The organism is Vreelandella rituensis (assembly GCF_003336665.1).
Lineage (GTDB): Bacteria > Pseudomonadota > Gammaproteobacteria > Pseudomonadales > Halomonadaceae > Vreelandella > Vreelandella rituensis.
Window position 1 is genome coordinate 18,926 of the sequence record NZ_QPIJ01000008.1, and the last position, 25,203, is coordinate 44,128.

General features: G+C 59.5%; 26 protein-coding genes and 1 pseudogene. 13 read left to right on the forward strand and 14 right to left on the reverse strand.

All coding sequences use genetic code 11. From position 1 onward, the window contains the following. Nucleotides 1-134 precede the first annotated feature (134 nt). The 10 genes and pseudogenes from DU506_RS05465 to DU506_RS05510 all read left to right on the forward strand — a co-directional run. A pseudogene (locus tag DU506_RS05465) lies at nt 135-968 on the forward strand (potassium transporter TrkG); the annotation flags it as partial. 43 nt (nt 969-1,011) lie between these two features. Then, the gene (locus tag DU506_RS22440; protein ID WP_268877305.1) at nt 1,012-1,404 is read left to right on the forward strand and encodes a potassium transporter TrkG; all 393 of its coding nucleotides are present in this window, start codon (nt 1,012-1,014) and stop codon (nt 1,402-1,404) included. A gap of 196 nt (nt 1,405-1,600) precedes the next feature. Continuing rightward, nucleotides 1,601-2,641, forward strand: a complete 1,041-nt coding sequence (locus DU506_RS05475; protein ID WP_114485936.1) for an aminoglycoside phosphotransferase family protein — start codon at nt 1,601-1,603, stop codon at nt 2,639-2,641. Next, nucleotides 2,641-3,855 carry an ABC transporter substrate-binding protein gene (locus DU506_RS05480; RefSeq protein ID WP_415843573.1) on the forward strand — a complete coding sequence of 405 codons (1,215 nt, stop codon included), beginning with the start codon at nt 2,641-2,643 and terminating at the stop codon, nt 3,853-3,855. Before DU506_RS05475 ends, DU506_RS05480 begins: the two co-directional genes overlap by 1 nt. Before the next feature lie 45 nt (nt 3,856-3,900). Then, a complete protein-coding gene (locus DU506_RS05485) occupies nt 3,901-5,583 on the forward strand; it encodes an ABC transporter permease (protein WP_181870698.1) in 1,683 nt (560 codons plus the stop codon). After that, entirely contained in the window at nt 5,580-6,203 is a 624-nt protein-coding gene (locus DU506_RS05490) for an ATP-binding cassette domain-containing protein (protein ID WP_114485937.1), read from the forward strand. The genes DU506_RS05485 and DU506_RS05490 overlap by 4 nt, the downstream gene beginning before the upstream one ends. Then, nucleotides 6,193-6,885, forward strand: coding sequence for a TIGR04283 family arsenosugar biosynthesis glycosyltransferase (locus DU506_RS05495; protein ID WP_235825451.1), 693 nt, complete (start codon nt 6,193-6,195; stop codon nt 6,883-6,885). The genes DU506_RS05490 and DU506_RS05495 overlap by 11 nt, the downstream gene beginning before the upstream one ends. After that, nucleotides 6,875-7,501, forward strand: coding sequence for a TIGR04282 family arsenosugar biosynthesis glycosyltransferase (locus DU506_RS05500; RefSeq protein ID WP_114485938.1), 627 nt, complete (start codon nt 6,875-6,877; stop codon nt 7,499-7,501). The genes DU506_RS05495 and DU506_RS05500 overlap by 11 nt, the downstream gene beginning before the upstream one ends. A 53-nt stretch (nt 7,502-7,554) precedes the next feature. Then, complete coding sequence (locus DU506_RS05505; protein ID WP_114485939.1) at nt 7,555-9,705, forward strand: FAD-dependent oxidoreductase; 2,151 nt, start codon at nt 7,555-7,557, stop codon at nt 9,703-9,705. After that, a complete protein-coding gene (locus tag DU506_RS05510; RefSeq protein ID WP_235825452.1) occupies nt 9,702-10,829 on the forward strand; it encodes an FAD-dependent oxidoreductase in 1,128 nt (375 codons plus the stop codon). Before DU506_RS05505 ends, DU506_RS05510 begins: the two co-directional genes overlap by 4 nt. On the opposite strand, the gene DU506_RS05515 is transcribed toward DU506_RS05510, so the two are convergent. From DU506_RS05515 to DU506_RS05525, 3 genes are read right to left on the reverse strand one after another with little or no spacing between them, the layout of a single operon-like run. After that, nucleotides 10,813-11,271 carry an META domain-containing protein gene (locus DU506_RS05515; RefSeq protein ID WP_114485941.1) on the reverse strand — a complete coding sequence of 153 codons (459 nt, stop codon included), beginning with the start codon at nt 11,269-11,271 and terminating at the stop codon, nt 10,813-10,815. The genes DU506_RS05510 and DU506_RS05515 overlap by 17 nt on opposite strands. A gap of 32 nt (nt 11,272-11,303) precedes the next feature. Next, complete coding sequence (gloA, locus tag DU506_RS05520) at nt 11,304-11,744, reverse strand: lactoylglutathione lyase (RefSeq protein ID WP_114485942.1); 441 nt, start codon at nt 11,742-11,744, stop codon at nt 11,304-11,306. A 15-nt stretch (nt 11,745-11,759) separates the two neighbouring features. Further along, entirely contained in the window at nt 11,760-12,221 is a 462-nt protein-coding gene (locus DU506_RS05525; RefSeq protein ID WP_114485943.1) for a DUF411 domain-containing protein, read from the reverse strand. A 77-nt stretch (nt 12,222-12,298) separates the two neighbouring features. Between DU506_RS05525 and DU506_RS05530 the strand changes: the two genes are divergently transcribed. Continuing rightward, nucleotides 12,299-13,366 carry a metal-dependent hydrolase gene (locus DU506_RS05530; protein ID WP_114485944.1) on the forward strand — a complete coding sequence of 356 codons (1,068 nt, stop codon included), beginning with the start codon at nt 12,299-12,301 and terminating at the stop codon, nt 13,364-13,366. A gap of 139 nt (nt 13,367-13,505) precedes the next feature. On the opposite strand, the gene DU506_RS05535 is transcribed toward DU506_RS05530, so the two are convergent. From DU506_RS05535 to rho, 9 genes are all read right to left on the reverse strand, one after another. Then, nucleotides 13,506-14,084, reverse strand: coding sequence for a superoxide dismutase (locus DU506_RS05535; RefSeq protein WP_114485945.1), 579 nt, complete (start codon nt 14,082-14,084; stop codon nt 13,506-13,508). 155 nt (nt 14,085-14,239) lie between these two features. Further along, nucleotides 14,240-14,998 (reverse strand): MliC family protein, encoded by a 759-nt coding sequence (locus DU506_RS05540; protein ID WP_114485946.1) that lies wholly within the window; start codon nt 14,996-14,998, stop codon nt 14,240-14,242. A 63-nt stretch (nt 14,999-15,061) separates the two neighbouring features. Then, nucleotides 15,062-15,574 carry a DUF3087 family protein gene (locus tag DU506_RS05545; RefSeq protein ID WP_114485947.1) on the reverse strand — a complete coding sequence of 171 codons (513 nt, stop codon included), beginning with the start codon at nt 15,572-15,574 and terminating at the stop codon, nt 15,062-15,064. Between the two features lie 95 nt (nt 15,575-15,669). Beyond that, nucleotides 15,670-16,743 carry a 3-deoxy-7-phosphoheptulonate synthase gene (locus DU506_RS05550; protein ID WP_114485948.1) on the reverse strand — a complete coding sequence of 358 codons (1,074 nt, stop codon included), beginning with the start codon at nt 16,741-16,743 and terminating at the stop codon, nt 15,670-15,672. A 109-nt stretch (nt 16,744-16,852) separates the two neighbouring features. Further along, a complete protein-coding gene (locus DU506_RS21600) occupies nt 16,853-16,990 on the reverse strand; it encodes a hypothetical protein (protein ID WP_181870699.1) in 138 nt (45 codons plus the stop codon). Between the two features lie 92 nt (nt 16,991-17,082). Next, the gene (locus DU506_RS22445) at nt 17,083-17,211 is read right to left on the reverse strand and encodes a hypothetical protein (RefSeq protein WP_268877306.1); all 129 of its coding nucleotides are present in this window, start codon (nt 17,209-17,211) and stop codon (nt 17,083-17,085) included. Between the two features lie 119 nt (nt 17,212-17,330). Continuing rightward, nucleotides 17,331-18,071 (reverse strand): NAD(P)H-flavin reductase, encoded by a 741-nt coding sequence (locus DU506_RS05555; protein WP_114485949.1) that lies wholly within the window; start codon nt 18,069-18,071, stop codon nt 17,331-17,333. Nucleotides 18,072-18,144: 73 nt separating this feature from the next. Beyond that, nucleotides 18,145-19,635, reverse strand: coding sequence for a 4-hydroxy-3-polyprenylbenzoate decarboxylase (gene ubiD / locus DU506_RS05560; protein ID WP_114485950.1), 1,491 nt, complete (start codon nt 19,633-19,635; stop codon nt 18,145-18,147). Between the two features lie 31 nt (nt 19,636-19,666). Continuing rightward, on the reverse strand, nt 19,667-20,926 hold the full coding sequence (gene rho, locus DU506_RS05565; protein WP_114485951.1) for a transcription termination factor Rho: 1,260 nt from the start codon (nt 20,924-20,926) through the stop codon (nt 19,667-19,669). A 171-nt stretch (nt 20,927-21,097) separates the two neighbouring features. Here rho and DU506_RS05570 point away from each other — a divergent pair, with 171 nt between their 5' ends. Both DU506_RS05570 and ppx read left to right on the forward strand, forming a co-directional pair. Beyond that, nucleotides 21,098-21,361 carry a hypothetical protein gene (locus DU506_RS05570; RefSeq protein WP_147273737.1) on the forward strand — a complete coding sequence of 88 codons (264 nt, stop codon included), beginning with the start codon at nt 21,098-21,100 and terminating at the stop codon, nt 21,359-21,361. A gap of 3 nt (nt 21,362-21,364) precedes the next feature. Beyond that, complete coding sequence (gene ppx, locus DU506_RS05575) at nt 21,365-22,909, forward strand: exopolyphosphatase (protein ID WP_114485953.1); 1,545 nt, start codon at nt 21,365-21,367, stop codon at nt 22,907-22,909. Here ppx and tilS read toward each other — a convergent pair. Beyond that, nucleotides 22,896-24,176 (reverse strand): tRNA lysidine(34) synthetase TilS, encoded by a 1,281-nt coding sequence (gene tilS / locus DU506_RS05580; RefSeq protein WP_114485954.1) that lies wholly within the window; start codon nt 24,174-24,176, stop codon nt 22,896-22,898. The two genes, ppx and tilS, sit on opposite strands and share 14 nt — an antisense overlap. 6 nt (nt 24,177-24,182) lie before the next feature. Then, the gene (accA, locus tag DU506_RS05585; protein WP_114485955.1) at nt 24,183-25,136 is read right to left on the reverse strand and encodes an acetyl-CoA carboxylase carboxyl transferase subunit alpha; all 954 of its coding nucleotides are present in this window, start codon (nt 25,134-25,136) and stop codon (nt 24,183-24,185) included. Nucleotides 25,137-25,203: the final 67 nt, after the last annotated feature.

A 25,203-nucleotide genomic window follows, 5' to 3' on the forward strand; every position in this document is an offset into this window, starting at 1 on the left:
GCTGGCTAGGCGTGATTTTCATCGACAAGCCAATAGCCATGCTCACCAGGATTCGCGATGCAGTCGTCGGCAGTCGCCAACGCTTGCAGGATTCTTGGCGAATCAGCCCTCCGCTGCTGTTGAGTGCAGGGTTTATGGTCTTGATTCTCTTGGGAACGGTGCTGCTCAAGCTACCCCCCGCTGTGCACGTCCCTATTTCATGGGGCGAGGCTCTGTTTACCGCCACTTCCCCAGTCACCGTGACTGGGCTGATCGTCTCCGACACCGGTGCCACCCTCAGTGTCTGGGGGGAAGCCGTGATTCTCATATTGATGCAGGCCGGCGGACTGGGACTCATGACTTTCGCCGTACTGGCATTGCTGTCCCTCGGCGGGCGAGTCAGGGGCAGACGCTACCTTGTCGCCACTAGCCCCTACAACGAAACCCACCCTCAGGATGTGATACGCACCGCCAAGGTGGTGGTCAAGCTGGCACTTGTCATGGAAGGGATCGCCATTGTGCCCCTGGCACTGGTCTGGGTGCCCGAACATGGTTGGCTCAAGGGTCTCTGGTGGTCGCTTTTTCATGCTGTTTCCGCCTTCAACAATGCAGGCTTCACCCTTTCACCCGACAGCCTCATGGCCTACGCCGGGAGCCCAGCCATCAATACGGTGATCCCCGCTCTTTATCTGATCGGAGGGCTGGGGTTCATCGTTATCATGGGAATTATCGACTTTCCCCGCAGCAGGCAGCTGGATATCAATGTCAAGGTAGTGCTCTCCGGCACCGTGGTGCTGAGTCTGCTGGGAACTGCCATGATCTACATGCTGGAGTCGGATAATCCGGCCACCCTGGCAGCGCTACCCGGGCTCTCCGATCAGCTCTGGGCCTCCTGGCTACAGGCCACGACACCGCGAACCGCAGGCTTCAACAGCCTTGATATCAGCGCCCTCACCCAGCCCACCAGCCTGGTACTGATGATGCTGATGTTCGTGGGGGGCGGGCGCCAACGGTACCGCCAGCGGCATCAAGGTGACCACCCTGCTTGTCCTGCTCGCCGCCACCTGGGCCTACCTGCGGGGTCGGCGCGAGCCCATGCTATTTTCGCAGCCTATCAAGATGACCACCCTGCTCAAGGCGCTTGCCGTAACGGTGATGGCCGTCCTCGGCATCTTCATGGGCACCCTGGCTCTCTCCATTACCGAAGACGCCGACCTGCTGTCGGTGGCGTTTGAAGCCACCTCCGCGCTTGGCACCGCTGGCCTGACCCGGGGCTTGACCACGGAGCTTTCCGGTTGGGGACAGGTCATTATCATGGTCATGATGTTCGTGGGGCGCGCATGCCCTCTGACGGTGGCCTATCTGGTCGGCTCGGCCTTTGCTCCTCCCCGAAACGCGATGCAGTCGGAGCTACAGATTGGCTAAGATTATTGCCTTGCCATCCCTTCAGCAATTGTGATCGATGGGACTTAAAGGCGCCAAAAAATTATTTTGACGAATTTTTCCCGCCCCTGCAGTGTAAGGTCTCGCTATGCAACGACACTTAGGAGTGCCGGGCTTTTCAAGGCCGTCATTTATCAAGCCTCGAGACAGTAGCTTTTCACGGACAACAGACGTTTCTATGCCGACACTTTCAGAGACACGCCTCAATGCGCTGGCGGCCGAGCTGCACCAGGCGGGCATTGCGTTTCATCATCTTGACCCCATGCCCGACACCGGCCTGGCCCATGACCACATATGGATTTCCCGCGAAGGTGCCGACTGGGTGGCACGCCTGCCCAAGCAGAGCCAGATGAACCTGCTCCCCCAGGCCAATCTCGACTATCAAGCGGCCTGCTATCAGCGTACCAGCCAAGGTGGGCATACTCCGCATTTTCATGGAATGCTTGCACCCAGTGAATTGCTGCCACGTGGTGCGCTGTTGGTGGAGGCCATCGATGGACGCTTGGCGCGTCTACCGGAAGACCTTGCATTGATTGCCGAGGCATTGGCGAGCCTGCACAGTCTGCCACTTCCTCCCCAGGCGCAGCGTATGCCGTTGCTCGCGCCCGCCGACCCTTGGAGCGCCATGCGCGATGAAGTGGAAGTTCAAGCAAGATGGCTGGAATCGGCCGGTCTTCCCCGCGAGGTTATCCGGGCAATCCAGGCTGAGCTTGCCGCCCTGCCAAAGCAACTCGAACAGGCGAGCCCCTCGCTGATAAGCTTCGATACCCATCCCGGGAATTTTCTGGTGACTCCGGATAACCGAGCCATCCTGGTAGACTTGGAAAAATGTCGCTACGGCCTGCCGGGCATCGACCTGGCCCATACCAGCCTTTACACCTCGACCACCTGGGATATCACCAACCGCGCCATACTGGATAGCGAGCAAGTGCTGGCTTTTTATCGGTGCTGGCAAGCGGCCATGCCCGAAAGCGCCAGCGCCGAGACACTTATGGCTTGTCGTCGCGCCACCTGGTTGTGGTCATTGACCTGGTGCGCCAAATGGCGAGCCAGCCACCTGGAAACCCGCGACGCCCGCCAACGCGGCGAGGATTGGTCATCCGAATTGAGCGACGACAACCTGATTACCCATGTACGTGACCGGGTCGATCATTACTTGTCACAAGAAGCCATCATTCATGTACAAAATGAGTTTGAACAATTGAAAGGAACCTTGTGATGCCCATGCCTACCTTGCCGCTTGCCGCACTTGCCTTGCTGATTGCCCTGCCCGTGCATAGCGCAAGTGCCGCCGACCCCAACGACTGGAACGCCGTGCTTGAACAAGCGCAAGGTCAGACCGTCTACTGGAATGCCTGGGGTGGCGACACCCATACCAATCGCTATATCGAGTGGGTCACCGAGCAAATGCAGCGTGAACACAATATCGATGTTCGTCACGTGAAACTCAATGACACCAGCCGCGCCGTCTCGCGCGTACTGGCGGAAAAGCAGGCAGGGAATGACGCTGCCGGCAGCGTGGATCTCATCTGGATCAATGGCGAAAATTTCGCCGCCATGCGTGAGAACGACTTGTTGTACGGCCCTTACGCTGAATCGCTCCCCAACTTCGCGCTGACCAACGCCGACGCCAACCCCGAGGTAATCACCGACTTCACCTTGCCCACGCAAGGCTATGAGTCGCCCTGGGGCAAGGCCCAGATCACTTTTTATTACGACAGCGAGCGTATCGAGACACCGCCTACCAACATGGCCGAACTCCTCGACTGGGCTGAAGCCAACCCGGGTGAATTCACTTACCCACGCATTCCCGACTTCACCGGCAGCACCTTTCTCAAACAGGCATTGATCGAACTCAGTGATAATCCCGACGCCCTCTATGCGCCAATGGAAGAGAGCGACTTCCAGGCTGTCACGGCGCCGCTCTGGGCTTATCTGGATGAGCTGCACCCCCACCTCTGGCGCAGTGGCCGCGCCTTTCCCGATGCCGGGCCCACCCTGCGCACCTTGATGAGCAATGGTGAGCTGTCACTGGCTTTCACTTTCTACCCTTCCGAACCCGCTGCCGCCGTTGCCGGTTATGAACTGCCCGAAAGCACGCGCAGTTATGTGCTTGAAGGAGGCACGCTGGGCAATGTGCATTTCGTCGCCATTCCCTACAACTCGCCACACAAGGCAGGTGCCATGCTGCTGGCTAATTTCCTGCTTTCGCCTGAAGCTCAAGCCTATAAACAGGATATTGATGTATGGGGTGACCGCACCGTCCTCGACATGAACACCCTGGACGCGAGTGAACGGGAACGCTTCGCCATCGATGAGAGCAACCCTGCCATGCTGGCGCCGGAGGCATTGGCCAACACCTTGCCCGAGCCACACCCAAGCTGGATGACCGCCTTGCAGAACGCTTGGCAAGAGCGCTATGTGGGCAATTGAGAATAGCCCCGCAAGCAAATACCATAACCTCGTTCGGACGCCCTCATGCTGGTAAGGCTAGCCCCCGCCATTACCATGACGTTGCTGGTCGGCCCGGTAATGGCGGGGCTCGCCATGATGCTGCTTCCCGCCTTCGGTTATCTACCGGTGCTCGGTGGCGAGACCCTGAGCCTGGCGCCATGGCGTGAACTCTTCGCCCAGCCGGGGCTGTGGCGCTCGGTGTGGGTGAGTTTCTCCACCGGGCTTGTCACCACGATTGTGTCATTGAGTATCGTGGTGCTGTTTCTAGCCGCCGCCAGCGGCTCACGACTGGACCGTGCGATTCGGCGCCTGGTATCGCCGTTATTATCGATTCCCCACGCCGCCACGGCGTTTGGGCTGGCATTTCTGATCGCGCCTTCAGGGCTGATTTCACGCTTTATCTCGCCGGCGCTGACCGGCTGGGAGCGTCCGCCGGATTTATTGATCGTGAACGATGCCTGGGGGCTTGCGTTAATGGCAGGGCTCGTCCTGAAAGAGATACCCTTTCTGCTGCTGATGAGCCTGGCCGCCCTGCCTCAACTGAACCCGGAGCAGCGAGTCATGATGGCCCGCTCGCTGGGCTATCGCCCCACGATTGCCTGGTTCAAGGCAGTGTTGCCGGCGCTCTATCCGCTGATTCGCTTGCCGGTCTATGCGGTGATCGCCTATGCGTCCTCGGTTGTCGATATGGCGATGATTCTGGGGCCGACCCTGCCCTCCACGCTCAGCGTATCGGTCTTGCAATGGTTTCACGACCCGGACTTGACCCGCCGCTTCATGGCCTCGGCAGGGGCGGTGCTGCAACTGGGCGTCACCCTCGCCGCCCTGGCGACCTGGTGGGGCTTGGAAACCCTGGTTCACCGCTCGATGCAGCACTGGATCGAGCGTGGCAACCGCAGGGGCGGCGAGCTCCCCCTGCGCATTGCAGGCCGCGGGTTGATTCTGCTGACCACGCTGACCGCCTTTGCCGCGATCGGCGGCCTGGCTCTGTTCTCCTTTGCCGGCTTCTGGCGCTTTCCCGAGGCATTGCCGCAAGATTTTGTGGTTGTGCATTGGTTGCGTGCCTTGCCGTCCTTGCAATCTCCCCTGCTCACGACGGCGGCCATTGCCTGCGCTTCCACCTTGCTCGCCTTGGTGCTGGTACTCGCCACGCTGGAAAATGAATACCGGCGACAGATCCTGCCTTCACGCGCCCTGTGGCTACTTTATCTCCCGCTGATCGTGCCTCAGATCGCCTTTCTGTTCGGGTTGGTGGTGGCGGCGGAAAGCCTGGGGATACGCCCGCAGCTAGGGCTGGTGGTGGCCGGACATTTACTCTTCGTTCTGCCCTACCTTTACCTATCGCTTGCCGAAGCCTACCGGCGTCTTGATCCGCGCTGGTTTCAGCTTTCGCGCACCCTAGGCGTTTCCCGACTGCGCACCTTCTTTCAAGTGCGCCTACCGTTGCTGCTGGCCCCGATTCTCACCGCCGTGGCCGTAGGGCTTGCCATAAGCATCGGCCAGTATTTGCCCACCCAGCTACTCGGCGGCGGACGTGTCACGACGATTACCACCGAGGCGGTGTCACTGGCCGCAGGCGGCAACCGTCGCTTGATCGGCGTCTGGGCACTGGTACAGGCAGTACTCCCGTTAATCGGCTTCATGCTGGCAATCGGCTTGCCTCGATTGCTGTGGGCCAACCGAAGCGGCATGCGAGGTGCGCCTTGAACGATTCGCTGATCTTGAAACAGGTACGCATCCAACTGGAAAACCGCTGTCTGGTCGGCGTGGATCAAATCATTTCTCCAGGCGATGTATTCACCGTGATGGGCCCTTCCGGCTCGGGAAAGTCCACGCTTCTGGCTTATGTGGCAGGCTTTCTGTCGCCCACCTTTCAAGCCGAAGGGGAAATATGGCTGGGAAATCGTGACATCACCCATTTACCGGCGGAGTCTCGCGGGGTGGGGCTGCTGTTTCAGGACCCACTGTTATTCCCGCACTTGAGCGTGGCCGGTAACCTGGGATTCGGCCTGCCGCAACATACACCGAACAAGGCCGAGTGCATTGAACGGGCGCTTGAACAGATCAACCTGAGCGGCTTCGGCAATCGCGACCCGGCCACTCTTTCCGGGGGCCAGAAGTCGCGTGTCGCCTTGATGCGCCTGCTGCTTTCCAAACCCTGCGCGGTACTGCTGGATGAACCTTTTTCCAAGCTGGATACTACCCTGCGTAGGGAAATGCGCGACCTGGTATTCAGCCAGCTGCGAGAAGCGGGCCTGCCCAGCCTGTTGGTCACCCATGATCAGGAAGACGCCCAGGCAGCGGGAGGGCCGCTGATTGAACTCTGAACATCACCTGAGCATCGTGATTCCCGTCTTGAACGAGGCAAGCACGCTCGCTGCGACACTCGAAGCGCTTGTTCCGCTGCGACACAGCGGCGTGGAAGTCATCGTGGTGGATGGCGGCAGTCAAGATGCCACCCTCACCCTCGCCCGTCCGCTTGCCGATCAGGTGCTGGAAGGCCCGGTTGGCCGCGCGCGGCAGATGAACCTCGGGGCTTACGCAGCCAGCGGTGAGTGGTTGCTGTTTCTGCACGCCGATACACATCTGCCTGAAGACGCCCTGCCCGCGATTTCCCGGGCATTGGGCGGCAATCGAGTGTGGGGACGATTCGATATTCATTTGAGCGGTGCCAGTTCCATGCTACCCATGATCAGCGCCATGATGAACCGGCGTTCGCGGCTCACCGGGATTGCTACCGGCGACCAGGCGATGTTCATGACCCTAAATGCCTTTGAGCGGGTCGGCGGGTTTCCCGACCAGCCGCTGATGGAGGATATCGAGATATCACGCAAGCTCAAGCGGCTTTCAAGACCCGCCTGCCTGGGGCAGAAAGTCACCAGTGCCGGAAGGCGCTGGGATAACCATGGCGCCTGGAAGACCATTTTATTGATGTGGGGGCTACGTTACCGCTACTGGCGGGGTGAGACCGCCGAGCGTCTGGCAGAGGAGTACCGCCATGTCAGGTAGACTAGAAAGTGATATGCAGTTGGGAATTCTGGCCAAGGCGCCGTTGCCCGGCCAGGCCAAGACCCGTTTGATTCCAGGCGTGGGGGCGCAACGGGCCGCCCGGATTCATGCCGACCTGGTGCGACATAGCGTGGCCACCGCCTGTCAGGCGTTTGCAGGCTCGCAAATCACCCTCTGGACGGCGCTGGATCACGCTCATCCCTTGTTCATCGAGCTTCAAGCGCACTATGCCATAAGCCTGGCGCCCCAGCCGGAAGGCGATTTGGGTGCGCGGATGTTGCATGCGCTGGGCTGCGCGCCAGGGCCGACATTGTTGATGGGCAGCGATTGCCCGCTGATTAGCCCCGCGCTGCTGCGGCACTGTAGTCAAGCACTCGCCGACCATGACGTAGTGATATTACCCGCCGAAGACGGCGGTTATGGGTTGATCGGCATGACCCACCCCCAGCCGGAACTGTTCAGGGAAATCGCCTGGGGAAGCGCTCAGGTCATGGCGATGACTCGCCAACGCATCCAGCAACTGGGGCTGTCGCTTGCCTGCCCGGCTACCCTCTGGGACATTGATCACCCTGAAGACTGGGCGCGCTGGCAAGCACTTAACGTATCGCTGCTGTAAGGTTTGCGTGTTTTCAGCGACCTAGCTATTCATTCCTCCTACGAGATACGCCCGTGACGAGACAACGCCTGCTCATTGCCGCCCTGGTGGCGCTTGCCATCGCCGCCTTCTTTCTGACCGGCCTCGATGAATTTTTCACCCTGGCCAACCTCCAGGCATATCAAGCTCAGTTTCAACAGCTGTTCGTGCAGCACCCCTGGCAGGTCGGCGGGGGTTTCTTTGCGATTTACGTGGTGATGGCCGCGCTTTCGCTGCCCGGCGCCACTCTGCTGACGCTGTTGGGCGGCGCCTTGTTCGGCCTGGGCTGGGGGCTCTTGATCATTTCCTTCGCCAGCACCATCGGGGCGACGCTCGCCTTTCTGTTGTCACGGTTTCTGTTTCGCAAGCTTATCGAGCAGCGCTTTCCTCGCCAGTTGGAAACGGTCAATCGCGGCATCCAGCGTGATGGCGCCCTTTACCTTTTCTCCTTGCGCCTGGTACCGGTATTCCCCTTTTTCATCATCAACCTGGTGATGGGCCTGACGCGAATCAAGACTGTTACCTTCTACTGGGTGAGTCAAATCGGCATGCTGCCGGGCACCTTGGTCTACGTGAACGCCGGAGGACAGCTGGGCGAACTGGAATCCTTGGGCGGCGTACTGTCGCCATCGCTCTTGGCTTCTTTCGCTTTGCTTGCGGTGTTCCCCTGGGTCGCCCGGCGCCTGGTGCTGCTGGTTCAGCGGCGCAAGATGTATCGGGGGTTCACTCGGCCCAAGCACTTTGACTACGACATCTTGGTGATCGGCGCGGGCTCCGCCGGCCTGGTGGCAAGCTATATCGCCAGTGCGGTCAAGGCCAAGGTCGCGCTGGTCGAACGCGACAAGATGGGCGGCGACTGTCTTAATACCGGCTGCGTGCCTTCCAAGGCGCTGATTCGTGCCGCGCGTAGCGCCCATGAGGTTCGCCATGCCCATCGCTTCGGCATCAAGACCCAGCAACCCGAGGTCGATTTTACGGCGGTCATGGGCCATGTGCATGAAGCCGTTGCCAACGTCGCCCCTCACGACAGCGTAGAGCGCTATACCGGGCTTGGGGTAGATGTCATTCAGGACAGCGCCACCCTGGTTTCGCCCTGGGAAGTTCAGGTCGGCGACAAGATTCTCAACGCCCGGCATATCGTCCTGGCCACCGGCGCTCGGCCGAAGGTGCCGAACCTGCCGGGAATAGACCGGATCGAAGTGCTCACCTCGGAAAACCTCTGGTCACTGAAGACATTACCCGAGCGTCTGGTGGTGCTTGGCGGTGGCGCCATCGGCTGCGAATTGAGCCAGAGCTTCGCACGTCTGGGTAGCCGGGTTAGCCTGGTGGAGGGCGCCGATCAACTGCTCGGCGGCGAAGACAGCGAGGTCGGCGAACACGTCGCCCAGGTACTCGGCAGCGAACGAATCGATGTGCTTACCCAGGCAAAGGCGCTGGAAGTGATTGCCACCGATGAAGGCCACGCTCTGGTGATCGAACATGACGGAAAGCGTCGTACACTGCCTTTCGACCGACTGCTGGTCAGCGTGGGGCGCCAGGCCAATACCCAAGGGCTGGGATTGGAGGCGCTGGGCATTAGCGCTTCCGAGACAGGCACGCTGGAGCTGAATAATCGCCTGCAGACCCGCATGCCCAATATCTGGGCCTGCGGCGATCTCGCCGGGCCTTACCAGCTCACGCATGCCGCCGCTCATCAAGCTTGGCACGCCACGGTCAATGCGCTGTTCGGCGAACTCAAGAGCTTTGCCGTGGATTATCGCTTCATGCCGGCGGTGGTCTATGTGCAACCGGAAGTCGCCCGGGTGGGGCTCAACGAAAAACAGGCCAAGGCCAAAGGCATCGATTATGAGCTCACTCATTACGCCATGAAAGAAAGCGACCGGGCTATCGCCGAAGGCGCGACGCAAGGCTTCATCAAGGTGCTGACGGTGCCCGGGCGTGACCGCATTCTGGGCGCGACCATCGTGGCCGAAAATGCCGGAGAATGGCTGGGGGAATTCACCCTGGCCATGAAACACGGCCTGGGGCTGAACAAGTTATTGGGCACCATTCACCCCTATCCCACCCTGGGCGAAGCCGCCAAGGCAACGGCCGGGGTATGGAAGAATGCCCACAAACCCGAGCGCTTGTTGCGCCTGCTGAAACGCTACTTTGCCTGGCGGCGCAAGGATGGGGTGTCTTTGTGAAGAAACTGGTGCTGGTCGGGGCGGGACACGCCCATGCCTTCGTGTTGGAAGCTTTCGCCGAACGCCCGGATGCGGGCATTGAGCTGACGCTGATCAGTGATCGCCCCAAGGCCGCCTATTCCGGTTGTGTACCCGCCTGGCTGGCCGGGGAATGCCCCCTGGAAGAAGCGCAGATCGATATCGCCACTTTATGCGAGCGGGCCGGTGCCCGCTTGATTGTGGAGCCCGCGGTGGCGGTCGACGGTGCAAACCGCCATGTAATATTGGCTGGGGGTGAGAAAATCAATTTTGATATCGCCTCTCTCAATGTCGGCTCGACCCTTGAGAGACCAGCGCAGCAAAGCGATTCCCCGCCGTACCTTCTGGCCATGCGCCCCTTGAATGAGCTTCAACGGCGCTGGCAAGACTTGCTGGAAACAGTACAGGCTTGGCCGGGTGGGACCGAGCGCCGCGTGCTTGGGGTGGGCGGCGGTGCGGCGGGATGCGAAACCCTGATGAGCGTCCTGGCGCAGCTCAGGTCGCAACGCCCGGATATCACTTGGCGCGGCACCTTGATGAGTGCGGGAAAGCAGCCATTGCCCGGCGCCGGCCACTTGCCGCGCGCTCTGATAAAGCGCGCACTCAAGCAAGCGGACGTGACCTGGCAAGGAAACTCTCGGGGAAAAGCACTCGTTGAAGGCGCGGTGCGCGACCACCAAGGTCGGCAGCATCCAGCGGATATCGTGCTCTGGGCCACCGGTGCGGTCGGCCATCGCTGGCTTGCCGCAAGCGACTTACCGCTGGATAAAAACGGCTTCATCAAGGTAGAAAACACCCTGGCAGTAAGCGGCATGCCTCGGCTGTTTGCCGCTGGGGACTGCACGGCCTTCGACCCGCCGTTGCCCAATGCCGGTGTCTATGCGGTACGTATGGGGCCACCCTTGGCTGAAAACCTGCGCCGCGCCTGTCACGGCCAGGCACTCAAGCCCTGGCAGCCACCCAGGCGCGTACTCGCCTTGATCGGTACCGGTGATGGCCGAGCGATTGCCAGCCGCGGCAGTATCGGATTTTCCGGGCGCTGGGTGTGGCGCTGGAAAAAACGTATCGATGCGCGTTTTATCGCCCGCTTCAACCGGCCTTTCTGAAGCCGCCCAGCACCCGGCTGTCGGGGCCGAAGAACACCAAGCGGTCATGGTCGATCAGGTAGCGATAGGCGGTTTCCAGCATATCGGTGACTCGCTGTGCATCTTCCAGCTGTGGGCAGGCCATACGCGTGGTGGCCAATTTGCTCACTCCGATACGCTGGTTGTCGCCCAATGCCACCTCTCCGCTGAAGCTGTTACAGCCATCGTGGCCACTCAGCTTGCCATTGGCCTCGATACGAAAATACGGCGTTTCCGGCATGGAAAGCCGCTCATTCGTGCCTACCAGGAGCAGATTCCAGCGCTGCTCCACCACCGGGCCGGAAAGCCCTTGCGATGACGGCTCATCCAGATGCTCGGTATCCGGGGTACTGCTGCAACCCACAAGCCCCAGCGTCACCGCCGCCAGGACTGCCAGCGGGGCGATACGGTATACGCTTTTCATTATCGATATCTCACTTAACAAGTGCCGGCCTGTTACCAGGTGCCGGTCTTTTCCATGGACACCCAAGGCTCCCGGGGAGCAAGGGCATCGCCTTTTTGCAGCAGCTCGATGGAGATGCCATCGGGGCTTTTGACGAACGCCATATGCCCATCATGCGGCGGGCGATTGATGGTCACGCCGTTATCCTGCAGGTGCTGACATAAGGCGTAAATATCCTCGACACGGTAGGCCAGGTGACCGAAATTGCGCCCACCCGTATAGCTTTCCGGATCCCAGTTATAGGTCAGTTCGATCTCGGGAGCTTGATGCTCATCGGAGCTGGCTTGATCGTCGGGGGCCGCCAGAAACACCAGCGTGAAACGGCCTTTTTCGCTTTCCTTGCGGCGCACTTCCTTGAGACCCAGCAGATCGCAGTAAAAATGCAGCGAGGCGTCCAGGTCACTGACACGCAGCATGCTATGCAGGTATTGCACGATCGACCTCCTTGTTCAGTGGATATATTCGCGGAAGATTTCCGGGGTCCGGTCATCGCGGGTAAAGCTCAGCACCGCATAGTCATCCACACGGCCGGTTTCCATACCCGGGGTGCCGTGCGGCATACCCGGCACGCTCAGCCCGGCGATATCCGGACGCTGTTCCAGCAGTTGCTTGATATCCGCTGCCGGCACATGGCCTTCGATCACATAGCCTTCGACCATGGCGGTGTGACAGGAGGCTAATTCCGGGGCGACGCCCTGTTCGATCTTGATCGAGCGCATATCGGGCTGCTTGTGATGCGCCACTTCGAAGCCATTGTCTTGCAAATGTTCCACCCAGGCACCGCAGCAGCCACAACTGGGGTCGCTGTGCACTTCGATGACAGGGTCGTCGGCAAAGGCCGATGAAGCCCCCGCGAACACCGTCAGCAGACAAGCACCGGACACCAGCTTGTTTATACGAGAACGTGACATGGCGACGACCTCTTGAATAAAACGGTATAGTTAAATGATTCCCCCATCTTAGCTGTGATTGCTGACAGGAGAAAGCCGTGGATACCTTGACTCAGGCGGCGCTCGGGGCCGCCGTCGGCGGTACCTTGCTGGGTAAGCGTCTGGGACGCAAGGCAGTCGTGATCGGTGCATTGCTGGGTACCCTTCCCGACCTGGATGTCGTGCTGGATTACGGCGATGCCGTGAGCAACATGACCGAGCATCGTGGCTTCTCCCATTCGCTGTGGGTCCTCATCCTGCTGGGCACGCTTCTGGCACTGCTTGCCGCACGTTTCGCCCTAGCCCGCGATATCTCACTGGCGCGCTGGTGGTGGTTTTTTATCCTGGCGCTCGTCACCCATCCGCTGCTCGACGCTTTGACCACCTACGGCACCCAATTGTTCTGGCCTTCGGCCACACCCCCGGAGGCCTGGCCGATCGTTTTCATCATCGACCCTCTTTACAGCCTTCCGCTTCTGATCGGGATCGGTGTGGCGCTGGTCGGCCATCGGGTGCAGCGCGCCTGCGCCTGGGGGCTGGCTATCTCCTGCCTGTATCTGCTGCTGGCGGCAGGCGCAAAGCAATGGGTGGAATACCGCCTGGCGCCGGTATTGGCTGAGCATGGGCTACAGCAAGCACCCCGCCTGGTTCAACCCACGCCCTTCAATATCCTGTTGTGGCGAGTCACGATCATTGCCCAGGATGAGCATTATGAAAGCCTGATCAGCGTGTTCGATGGCGACCATCAGCCGTATCTGGCGCGCTTTCATCGCGGCGCCCACCTTGAGCCGCTCGCCCTGGAAACGCGGCATGGGCAACGTCTCGACTGGTTTGCTGGACCTTTCCTGCGCTACGACACGGAGCGGGTCGATGAGCAAACCACTTTGCTGGCCACGGATATTCGCCTGGGCTTTCCCGGCTTCCATCCGTTCAGCTTCACCTTAGCGAGACGTGATGAGAGGCGCTGGCAGGCACTGGAATCACCCCGATTGGTGGACACATCACGCGACTTGCAACTGGAGGTCTTGGTGCGCCTCGCCAACCGTGCCCTTGGCCGACCAGAAGCGCTGTGTCCGGGCGATTTTGTCGCGCCCCGTTGGCATATCGAGCCTACGGCTGATTGTTGATTGTTGATTGTTGATTGTTGATTGTTGATTGTTGATTGTTGATTGTTGACCAGACATGCAAAACCCCGCATTTGCGGGGTTTTCACGGCTTGGTGCAATGGTTTCAAACCGTGTTGGGTTACCCAGCTTGCGTTACGTCTCAGGCAAAGTTCTGAGCGACGAAGTCCCAGTTGAGCACGTTCCAGACGTTTTCCAGGTACTTGGGGCGTGCATTACGGTAATCGATGTAATAAGCGTGCTCCCACACATCGATGGTCATGATCGGCGTCTGGCCATGAGCAATGGGGGTGTCGGCGTTGCTGGTGTTGACGATATCGACACCGCCATCGGCGGTCTTGATCAGCCAGGTCCAACCGGAACCGAAGTTACCCGCTGCATTGGCGTTGAAGGTCTTCTTGAATTCCTCGAAGGAGCCGAACTTGGCATTGATGGCATCGGCCAGAGCGCCGGTCGGCTCACCGCCGCCGTTGGGCGACAGGCAATGCCAATAGAAAGTGTGGTTCCACACCTGGGCCGCCTGGTTGAACAGGCCACCTGAGGAGGCGTTGATGATCTCTTCCAGAGACTTCTTGGCGTCGTCGGTGCCTTCGGTTAACTCATTGAGTTTGTTGACATAAGTCTGGTGGTGTTTGCCATAATGATACTCGAGCGTCTCGGCGGAGATATGCGGTTCGAGGGCATTTTTTTCATACGGCAGGGCAGGCAATTCAAACGCCATGGGTGAAGCTCCTTATAGGGATTTTTTCATTTACTATCTTGCCCCCCATCTCACTTGAATCTCGGAAGTGGATGGGGCAAGCGTCACGGCTTGACGCGCCACTCAACCTAACGACTTTGAGCCTTTCGCGCAAGTCCCTGCCCATGCAAGAAAAACTAGCTACCGGGGGTAATACCCTGGCCGCAGCCACTATATTGCGTGCCTTCGAAGGTGAGCGTTACCCTGGTGGGAAAAGGTTTTCCACTCATGTCATCAAAGCAGGCACCGGCTTCCAGGCGTAGACGAAACGGCTGGTCAGGCCGGGTACTTTCCAGGACCACCCGTCCGTTTTCGTTGTCCATAACGCTAACGCGATAGGCACGGGTTTCCTCGCGAGTCGCGTAATCCAGCACCAATGAGAGGGTCGGTGTGTCATGCGCCAGGTCCACCGACCAACCCGGCTCGTTGCCTTGCCCACGAAACATCACCCCAGGATGATCGCTACGCGTAAAGACGTCGCGCTGCTCGGCCAAGCGACATTGCAGTTGGCCACGCGGGGTTTCCACCTGCGCCTGCTCGCCACGATTCCAGAAACTGATATCGCCTGCCTGGTAGCGTGCGCCACTGGCCACCACAGCCGCCGGCAGTTGCCAGGCACCGTGCAGCGACCATAACCGAAGCTCGCCATTGCCTGTGGTGGCGGTGACTAAATGCTGATTGGCCGGCTGACAATGCCAGGCGGAAAATTGCTCAGCACCACCGGCAAAAAAAGACGAGGGCAACAAAGGCGCGGTATTGAAGGCGGCACTGGCCGAGGTGGAGGCTGTACCAGCCGGCACAGGGTCTGTACTCGCCGCCGGGGCGACACAGCCACTCAGTAACACGAACAAGGCAGCGGGCAAGCACGCGGAAAAGTAGGCAGTAGGCAAAATCAATACTCCTCGTCTGGGCGACAAAACAGTCTAAGCGACAAAACAGCCGGGGCTACAAGACGGAACTCAACCACGCTTGAAGGCTTGGAGATCCAACGGATCAAAGCCGTCGACCTTATCGGGAAGGCCTTTCTCTTCACGTTTCAGACGTACCTGCATCTTTTCGGCAAGACGCTCGGAGTCATCATCCGGCGTACGGCCATTGAGTTCGGCCAGCTGCGCCATGCCTTGATGATAAAAAGTCAGTAGATCCAGCGCGGTGGTGTTGCCTTCTTCGACGGCCTTGCGCAAACCCGGCAGGTAGCCGCTGATCTGGCCTAGATGATGTTTAAGCTGCCAAACGTAGCGTACTTCCTTCATCCATGGCCGGTCCTTCAACACGGCGAACGTTGCGCTGGTGGCAAGCAGCCCCAGAAATACCCCTAGCGCGTTGAGCCACAGGCTGCTACCGAAGGAAACCACCAATAATTGGGAAAATACCAAACCCAGCACGATCAGCTGCCCGGCCATCGCCAAGCTGATCAAGCGTCCCTTGCGCCGGTAGGTTTCCGGGTCATGCTCTTCCAAATAAAACGCCATACGGAGTCTCTCTGCCATATCAAAAGTCCCTCATGATACGGCGCGGGTGGTACTAAACAAAGCACACCGAGACGTGCATTGCTCACCAACGATGTTCAGCCCAGCCGTTCGGCGGCTTGTTTCAGCAGGCGTTCGGTGGTTTCCCAGCCCAGGCAGGCATCGGTCACCGAAACGCCATAACGCATGGCACCCGGCTTGAGCGGTTGCTTGCCTTCATGCAAATGGCTTTCCAGCATCAAGGCGGCGACATGCGGATTGCCCGCCTGACGCTGGGCCAGTACATCCAGCATGACCTCCACCTGACGGCGATGATCCTTGCGCGCATTGGCATGGCTGCAATCCACCATCAGGCGCGGGTTGAGTCCGGCCTTGAGCAGCGCTCGCGTGGCAGCCGCCACATGGTCGCTCTGGTAGTTGGGTTCACCGTGGCCGCCGCGCAGCACCAGATGCGTATGCGGATTGCCCGCGCTTTGCTGAACCGTCGGACGTCCATTGGCCTCCATGGCGAAACGCTGATGAGGATGTTTTGCTGCCATCATCGCATCAAGCGCCACTTGCACATCGCCACTGGTGGCATTCTTGAAGCCCACCGCTGCCGGCAAATCGCTTGCCAGTTCACGATGCAACTGAGATTCAGTGGTGCGCGCGCCAATCGCCACCCAGCTCAACAGGTCTTCAAGGTAAGGCGCGAGCATCGGCTGAAGAAGTTCCGTGGCGACCGGCAGGCCACGTTCCGCCACGTCATGCATCAATTGACGGGAAAGCGTCAGGCCCTGCGCCATGTCACCACGTCCATCGAGATGCGGATCGTAGGCCAACCCCTTCCAACCCACAGTGGTGCGCGGTTTCTCTACGTAAACCCGCATGACCGGCAATAGCGTATCCGCCACTTCTTCGCTCAACACAGCCAGGCGGTCGGCGTATTCCCGTGCCGCCCTGGGGTCGTCGATGGAGCAAGGCCCGACCACGACCAGCAGGCGTTTATCACTGCCGTCGAGAATCGCATTGACCGCGTCGCGCTGCTGCTGGATACGTGCTTCGAGAGCCGGAGAAAGGTGGATGGATGCGCGCAGCTGGGCGGGCGTAGGCAAGTAATTCACCGAGGCCGGGGTATCCCTGGACAAGAGCGTTTCGGTGACGGCAAGAGCTTGGCTTGCTGGGGCGTTCATTATCAATTCTCCATGGTTAAAAAATAAAAAAGCCCCGGTCGGGGTTGCCGACCGGGGCTTTCTTGTTTTCGGCAGGCGACCCTTGGAGGGTGTGCCTGTCGACGCGACGCTAGGCGTCGGCCATGGGCACACCGTGGCTAAACCAATACCAGAAATATGCCTGAGCGGACGTTTTCTTCAACACGGCACCCTTGCCGGCGAAGGCCGACATGCTAGCTGCGTTGAGAGAAAAACGTGTCGCGTTCATGGGATGTCCTGCTTTGGGTTAACCGGGATGAGCCGGGTCATATGTCATTCGATGAACCAATCCTGCCTGCCGGATTCACGGATGGCAACCCTTCAGCCGGTAAATACTTGCACCCAACCAATAGTTCCCGGCAATGCCGCCATGCCGACCAATACAATCAAGCCGAGAATGATCGACGGCAATCCTGAAGTATCCTTGAAGTTTTCGTCATGATGAGCCATTGAAGCTTCCTTATCTATTATGTATTGCGGCCTGAGCCATGCGCCGTATCGTCGGGGGTAAAGCGACACGGTCAACAGACAAGTTTAACCAATCGAGCTGCATTCAGCGAGAACGTGGTTCAGGTCTTGCGCGGCGCGTAGGCGAACACATCGGAAAACACGCGATCGGCATCCAGCGCTTTTTCTTCCAGAACGTCGAGGCACGCATACACCATCGGCGGCGAGCCGGAAAGGTAGACATCCCACCCCCGAAGATCATCGATCTCTTGCGCCAGCACCCGGTCGATACGCCCTAGATGATGCTGACTGGCATTATCCGCGGGCAGCGCCGCTTCCAACGGGCTTTCGGTAACGGCATGAAAACTGACCTGAGGCAGCCTCCGAGCCCATTCACTGGCGAGCTGCTCATGATAGAGGTCGCGCCATTCACGTACCGCCCACCACAGCGAGATTTTGCGTTCGGGCTGATGATGCACTGCCGCTTCGATGATCGCCTTCATCTGGGCGAAACCGGTACCGGCGGCAATCAACAGCAGAGGGCGCTGGCTTTCCAGGTCCAGCACGCTCTTGCCGCCGGGCAGGCGCACATTGAGCCGGTTGGCCACTTGCAGCAATTCACGTAGCCGGGCGGAATTCTCACGCTCAGGCCAGTGCTGGATATGCAGCTCTATCACACCATCACCGCGCTCGGCGCTGGCGATCGAAAACGGAACCCAGGTGTCCTCGTCCAGCTGTAACTCCAGGTACTGTCCCGGCGCATGCTGCATGGCTTCGGCACGCCCGTGAAGGGTCACCCCAAGCACATCGGGGCTAAGGTCTTCAACGGCGGCAACCTGACAGGTCAGTATCCTTGCGCTCATAGCGTCTCTTACTGTTTTTTAGGGGGAGAGAGAAAATGGTTTGATGACATAAGAAAAATAGCTGCCAAGAATGTCAATGACGCGCCTCGGGTAACGGGATATCGATTCCCAACTCATCCCAACGGCTGTCGACACGCGCCTTGACCGCATCATCCATTACGATAGGAGTTCCCCACTCACGCTGAGTTTCTCCGGGCCATTTGTTGGTGGCATCCAACCCCATCTTCGAGCCTAACCCGGAGACCGGAGAGGCGAAATCGAGGTAATCGATGGGTGTGTTCTCCACCAGCACGGTATCACGTGAGGGATCCATCCGCGTGGTGATCGCCCAGATCACATCCTGCCAATCGCGAGCATTGACATCGTCATCGAGCACCACCACGAACTTGGTATACATGAACTGGCGCAAAAAGCTCCAGACGCCCATCATCACGCGCTTGGCATGGCCGGGGTACTGCTTTTTGATGGTCACCACCGCCATGCGGTAGGAACAACCTTCCGGGGGCAGATAGAAATCGACGATTTCCGGGAATTGCTTGCACAGAATCGGCACGAAGACCTCATTCAGCGCCACGCCCAGAATCGCCGGCTCGTCCGGCGGTCGACCGGTGTAGGTCGAATGATAGATGGCATCACGACGCATGGTCATGCGGGTAACGGTAAACACCGGGAAATGATCGACTTCATTGTAATAGCCGGTGTGATCGCCAAACGGTCCCTCCGCTGCCATGTCATCAGGGTAGATAAAGCCTTCCAGAATGATTTCCGCCGACGCCGGCACATCCAGGTCCACGTGGCCGCATTTGACCAACTCGGTCCGCGAGCCCCTCAAAAGGCCTGCAAAAGCGTATTCGGAGAGCGTATCAGGTACCGGCGTCACCGCACCCAGAATCGTCGCCGGATCGGCGCCCAGCGCCACTGCCACCGGAAATGGCTCGCCGGGATGGGCCTTCTGGAATTCGAGAAAATCCAGCGCACCGCCACGATGCGACAGCCAGCGCATGATCAGGCGATTTCTGCCGATTTTCTGCTGTCGGTAGATGCCCAGGTTCTGGCGTGTTTTATTCGGCCCCCGGGTGATCACCAGCGGCCAGGTGATGAGAGGTGCCGCATCGCCCGGCCAGCAGTGCTGGATGGGTAAACGGCCGAGATCCACTTCCTCGTCTTCGTAGACCACGTCCTGCACGGGCGCTCGACGTACGTTCTTCGGCCCCATGCTGAGAACCTGCTTGAAGATCGGCAGCTTGTCCCAGGCGTCCTTCAAGCCCTTGGGCGGATCGGGCTCTTTCAAGAAGGCGAGCAACTTGCCCACTTCACGCAGCGCCTCCACCGAATCCTGCCCCATGCCCAGCGCTACTCGCTTGGGGGTCCCGAAGAGATTACCCAGCAACGGCATCTCATGACCCTTGACGTTCTCGAATAAAAGCGCGGGGCCACCGGCACGCAAGGTACGATCACATATCTCGGTAATTTCCAGATAAGGGTCGACTTCGACAGTGACACGCTTCAATTCACCAGCGGCCTCTAGCGCGGTGATGAACTCACGTAAATCCTTGTACTTCACAGCAGGCCTCTCTGGGTCACAGCTGACGCGATCAGCGACGCTTCATGGCTTCGAAGAATTCCAGGTTGGTCTTGGTATCCTTCAAGCGGTCAATCAGGAATTCGGTAGCCGCCGTGTCATCCATCGGATTGAGCAGCTTGCGCAGAATCCACATACGCTGCATCTCGTCTTCCGAGGCCAGAAGGTCTTCGCGACGAGTACCGCTGCGGCGAATGTTCATTGCCGGGAACACACGTCTTTCCGCCAGCTTGCGATCAAGGTGCGCCTCCATGTTGCCGGTGCCCTTGAATTCCTCGAAGATCACTTCATCCATCTTCGAACCGGTATCCACCAGCGCCGTGGCGATGATTGTCAGGCTGCCGCCTTCTTCGATGTTACGTGCCGCACCGAAGAAGCGCTTGGGCTTTTCCAGGGCATGGGCATCGACACCGCCGGTAAGCACCTTGCCGGAGCTGGGCACCACGGTGTTGTAGGCACGCGCCAGACGAGTGATGGAGTCCAGCAGGATCACCACGTCTTTCTTGTGCTCGACCAGACGTTTGGCCTTCTCGATCACCATTTCAGCGACCTGAACGTGACGCGCCGGCGGTTCATCGAAGGTTGAGGCCACCACTTCCCCACGCACGGTACGCGACATCTCGGTGACTTCTTCCGGGCGCTCATCGATCAACAGCACGATCAGATGACATTCCGGGCTGTTACGGGTGATCGAGGTGGCGATGTTCTGCAGCATCAGGGTCTTGCCCGCCTTGGGCGGCGACACCAGCAGGCCGCGCTGGCCTTTGCCAATCGGCGCGGTGAGATCGATGATGCGTGCGGTCAGATCCTCGGTGGAACCATTGCCGATTTCCATCACCATACGTTCATCGGGGAACAGTGGCGTCAGGTTCTCGAACAGGATCTTGTGCTTGGCGTTTTCCGGGCGGTCAAAGTTGATCTGACTGACCTTGAGCAGAGCGAAATAGCGCTCACCCTCTTTCGGCGGTCGGATCTTGCCGGAAATACAATCGCCCTTGCGTAGGTTGAAGCGGCGAATTTGCGACGGGGAGACATAGATGTCATCCGGGCCGGCCAGATATGAGCTATCCGCACTGCGCAGGAAGCCGAAGCCATCCTGAAGGATTTCCAGCACACCGTCGCCATAGATATCCTCGCCACTTTTGGCATGTTTCTTGAGGATGGCGAAGATGATGTCCTGTTTACGCGAACGGGCCAGATTGTCGATACCCATCTCGCGAGCGATATCCAACAGCTCGGGAACGGGTTTTTGCTTGAGTTCTGTGAGATTCATCGGTGTGTTGAAAGTTGCTCATGGAAGCTGGGCGCAAGGCGCCGGAATAGACGGGAGGCGAGGAGAAAACGCCGCGTGATGCGTTCAGACCCGAAAAAGACAGGTGCTCGTTATGAAAGGGACGTTGACCAAACCATATATTTTCCTAGGCTCAATCGAGAGTGCGAGCACATGTTGACTGATCAGCACTGGGATAATGGCTGGATCAGCGGGCTATCTGACGACTTGGGAATCTGGCTGCCATGTGAAATCGAAGATCGGTATGACTCAAGTAAGAACCGCGAGTATGAACCGCAGGTAAAAACCGAGAGCTCATCGGACCAGGCCAGTGACCCGATGTTAGTCAAGCCTTGCAGGAAACGCAAGTCTCAGTATCAAGAGGAATTGACAACACCCAAACTCGCCCGCAACCTTGCCACAGCCAACCAAGGATAGCCCATGCTCCAGGACACCCCGCTTTCCACCGAAAGCTCTTTTTCCGCCGAGAGTACATCGGACGCCCCGAGCCGCTTGGCCGCCATCGACCTAGGCTCCAACAGTTTTCACTTGCTGGTCGCCAACTATCAACATGAGCGGCTACAGGTTGTCGCCCGTGAAGGTGAAAAAGTGCAACTCGCCGCCGGATTGGATGATCAAGGCTTTCTCGGGGAGGACGCCATCCAGCGCGCCCTTGACTGCCTGGGCCGCTTCGCGCCCTTTCTGGAAGACATTCCCCCGGCCAACTTGCGTATCGTAGGCACTAACGCCCTGCGTGATGCCACTAACAGCCAGGCATTCATCGAGCGCGCCGAAGCCCAGCTGGGCCACTCGATCGAGATCATCGCCGGTCGCGAAGAGGCACGCCTGATCTATCTCGGCGCCGCCCATGCCCTGGCGGAAAACGGCCGCCGTTTGATCGTGGATATCGGCGGTGGCTCCACTGAATTCATCATCGGCGAGCAGTTCGAGCCCAAGGCGCTGGAAAGCTTGCGCATGGGCTGTGTGACCTTCTCACGACGCTTCTTCCCTGAAGGCGAACTCAATGAAAAACGCTTGCGGCGTGCCGAACTCGCCGCCCTTTCCGAACTCGCCAACATCCAGCGCCCTTATCAGCGTCTGGGCTGGGAGGACCCGGTCGGCTCCAGCGGCACCATCAAGGCCGTCGCCAGCGTATTGAACGCCTATGGAGACACCCAGCAAGAGGGCCTGATCACCCGCGAAGGCTTGCACAAGCTGCGTGAGCGGCTACTCAAGCACAAGCACCTGGACAAGGTCGCTCTTGAGGGACTCAAGCCCGACCGCGCCCGGGTGTTTCCCGCTGGGGTGGCGATTTTATGCGCCATCTTCGAAGCCTTTTCACTCAAGCAAATGCGTTTTTCCGATGGTGCCTTGCGAGAAGGCGTGCTGTACGACATGGCCGGGCGCCGCAATGCGGAAGATTCACGGCTTAAAACCCTCGAGACCCTGAAACGCTGCTATGGCGTGGATAGTCGCCAGGCGGATAACGTCACGACAACGGCACACTTATTGTTTGAAGCAGTTCAGGAAACCTGGCAGCTAAATGAACACCAGGGACGTTACCTGGCCTGGGCCTGCCAGGTACATGAAATCGGCCTGGCGATCTCGCATAGCCAGTTTCATCGCCATGGGGCCTATTTACTCGAGCATTCGGACCTGGCGGGCTTTTCCCGCCCGGAACAGCAGCTGCTGGCATTTCTGGTGCGCGCTCACCGGCGCAAGTTTCCGCTCAAGGAGTGGCAGGCATTGCCCAAATCGCTGCAACCCAGCTACGCAAGGCTGGCTCGCCTGCTGCGCCTGGCGGTGCTACTCAACCACTCTCGCCCGGAACAACCCTCCACGCCACCGGCGGTTACGCTCAAGGGTGACGCCATGCATCTCGCCATGCCGGAAACCGAGGAGCCCACTCTGCTGCTCACCGACCTGGAGCAGGAACAGAGCTATCTGGAAGCCGCAGGTTTTGCGCTGTCGCTCAAGCAGGCCTGAAGCCCCAGCCCGCCGCCTGGGCGATGACCTCGCCCGGCGTGCGCAGCACCGCGATGCACACCCCCCGGAACATCACTATCAACAGGCGCTCACGCTCCCAGGGCGGAATCTCGGCTTCCTGAAGCAAGCGCTTGAGGTCGCGCCGACCACGTCCGGGCATCGTCAGCACCTCTCCTCCGCGACGTAGCCTGACCTCAAACGCCGCTTCACAAAGCGAAGGCTCGGGGAGCTCATGCGTGACTAACGCCAGTGTCCCCAAGGGAGTAACCAGGCGGGAGCGTCCATCCCAGCTGGCCTGCCATCCCGTCGGCAAGGCTTGCAATACTGCTGACAGATACAGCCTGTCCTTCCAGACCCGCGCTTCTCCTTCCTTCCAGGAGACATGGGGCTGAGCGTCATGGCGCGCCCTGAGCTGTTCGAGCAAAGCGGCCAATCGTGCGCGTGGCGGCGTGGCGAGCCCCAGTTGCTGGCAGGCGTAACGTATCAGCAGACGCTGGCGTGCCCCGGAAAGCGTCGACAACCCGGTCAGTAACAAGCGTGATGGCTCGCCTCCTGCCGCCTGAAGATCCATTTCAGCCAGTTCATCGAGCAAGGCATCCGCCTCACTCGCCTGATCGGCCGCCTGAGCCAGACTGCTCACCGCCTGCGGCCAATGCCGCTCCAGGCGCGGCAGGATCTTCTGGCGCAGAAAATTGCGCGACAGGCGCGTGTCTTGGTTAGTCGGGTCTTCCACCCAGGCAAGCGATTCGATCTCGGCTTCAGCCTTTAGCCGCCCCCGGCTGATGGCAAGCCAGGGGCGCACCACTCGTGCGCCACGCCAGTGGCGGACAGCGGGCATTGCCGCCAACCCCCGCACTCCACTGCCGCGTAGCGCGGCCAGCAGAAAGGTTTCCGCCTGATCGGTCTGGTGCTGAGCCAGCAGCAAGGTGTCACCGGCGTTCAGACGCCTTGCAAAAGCGTGATAGCGGGCCTTGCGAGCGGCGTTCTCGACCCCTTGCCCGGCGCTTTCCACCTGCACATGCTCGACGTAAAGCGGCACGCCCAGCCGTGAACACAGGCGCCGACAATGAACCTCGAAATCAACCGCCGCCGCCTGAAGGCCGTGATTGACGTGGAGGGCATACAAGGGCCGTGCATGGCGCTGGCAAGCGCGTGCCGCCAGGGTCAAAAGCAGCGAGGAGTCCAGGCCACCGGAAAGCGCCACCCAGACGACACGCCCCGGCACGCTGTCGGCCAGGGCGTCATCGAGCAAAGCATTGACTGACATCCAGCGTCAGACCGGTGCCCCATAGCTCATCAAGCGCTCATAGCGGCGTTTGAGCAATGTATCGGTGTCCAGGGCTTCAAGCCGGCCGAGGCTTGCCAACAGCGCTTCCTTGACCCTTGCTGCGGTATCTATCGGGTGCCAATGGGCGCCGCCCAAGGGCTCCTTGATCAAGGCATCGACAAAGCCCAGCTCTTTCAAGCGTTCAGCGGTAATCCCCATAGCCTGTGCGGCATCCGAGGCCTTCTCGGCGCTTTTCCACAGGATCGAGGCGCAGCCTTCCGGCGAGATCACCGAATAGGTCGAATACTGCAGCATGTGCAACTCATCGCATACTCCGATGGCCAGAGCGCCGCCGGAGCCACCTTCACCGACCACGGTGGAAATGATCGGCGTCTTGAGGCGCGACATCACCGCCAGGTTGTAAGCGATGGCCTCGGACTGACCGCGTTCCTCGGCATCGATGCCCGGATAGGCGCCCGGGGTGTCGATAAAGGTCAGTACCGGCATCTTGAAGCGTTCCGCCATTTCCATCAGGCGGCAGGCCTTGCGGTAGCCTTCGGGACGCGGCATACCGAAGTTGCGGCGCACTTTTTCTTTCACGTCCCGGCCTTTCTGATGGCCGATCACCATAACCGGCTTGTCGTCCAGACGCGCAACGCCGCCCACGATCGCCGCATCGTCGGCGAAGTGACGATCGCCATGCAGCTCATCGAAATCAGTGAATACAAGGTCCAGATAATCGAGGGTATAAGGACGCTGGGGGTGGCGCGATATCTGCGAAACCTGCCAAGGGCTAAGATCCTTGAAAATGGAATCGGTCAGCTTGCGGCTTTTTTCTTCCAGGCGCGCCACTTCGTCGGAAAGATTGATCTGGCTGTCGGAGTTGACGAGGCGCAACTCTTCGATCTTCGCCTGCAACTCGGCAATGGGCTGTTCAAAATCAAGATAATTGGGGTTCATCGGCTAGACCTTGTGAAACGAGCATTCAATGACGGCATTATCGCACCCTGACCCTGCCACGCAAGGA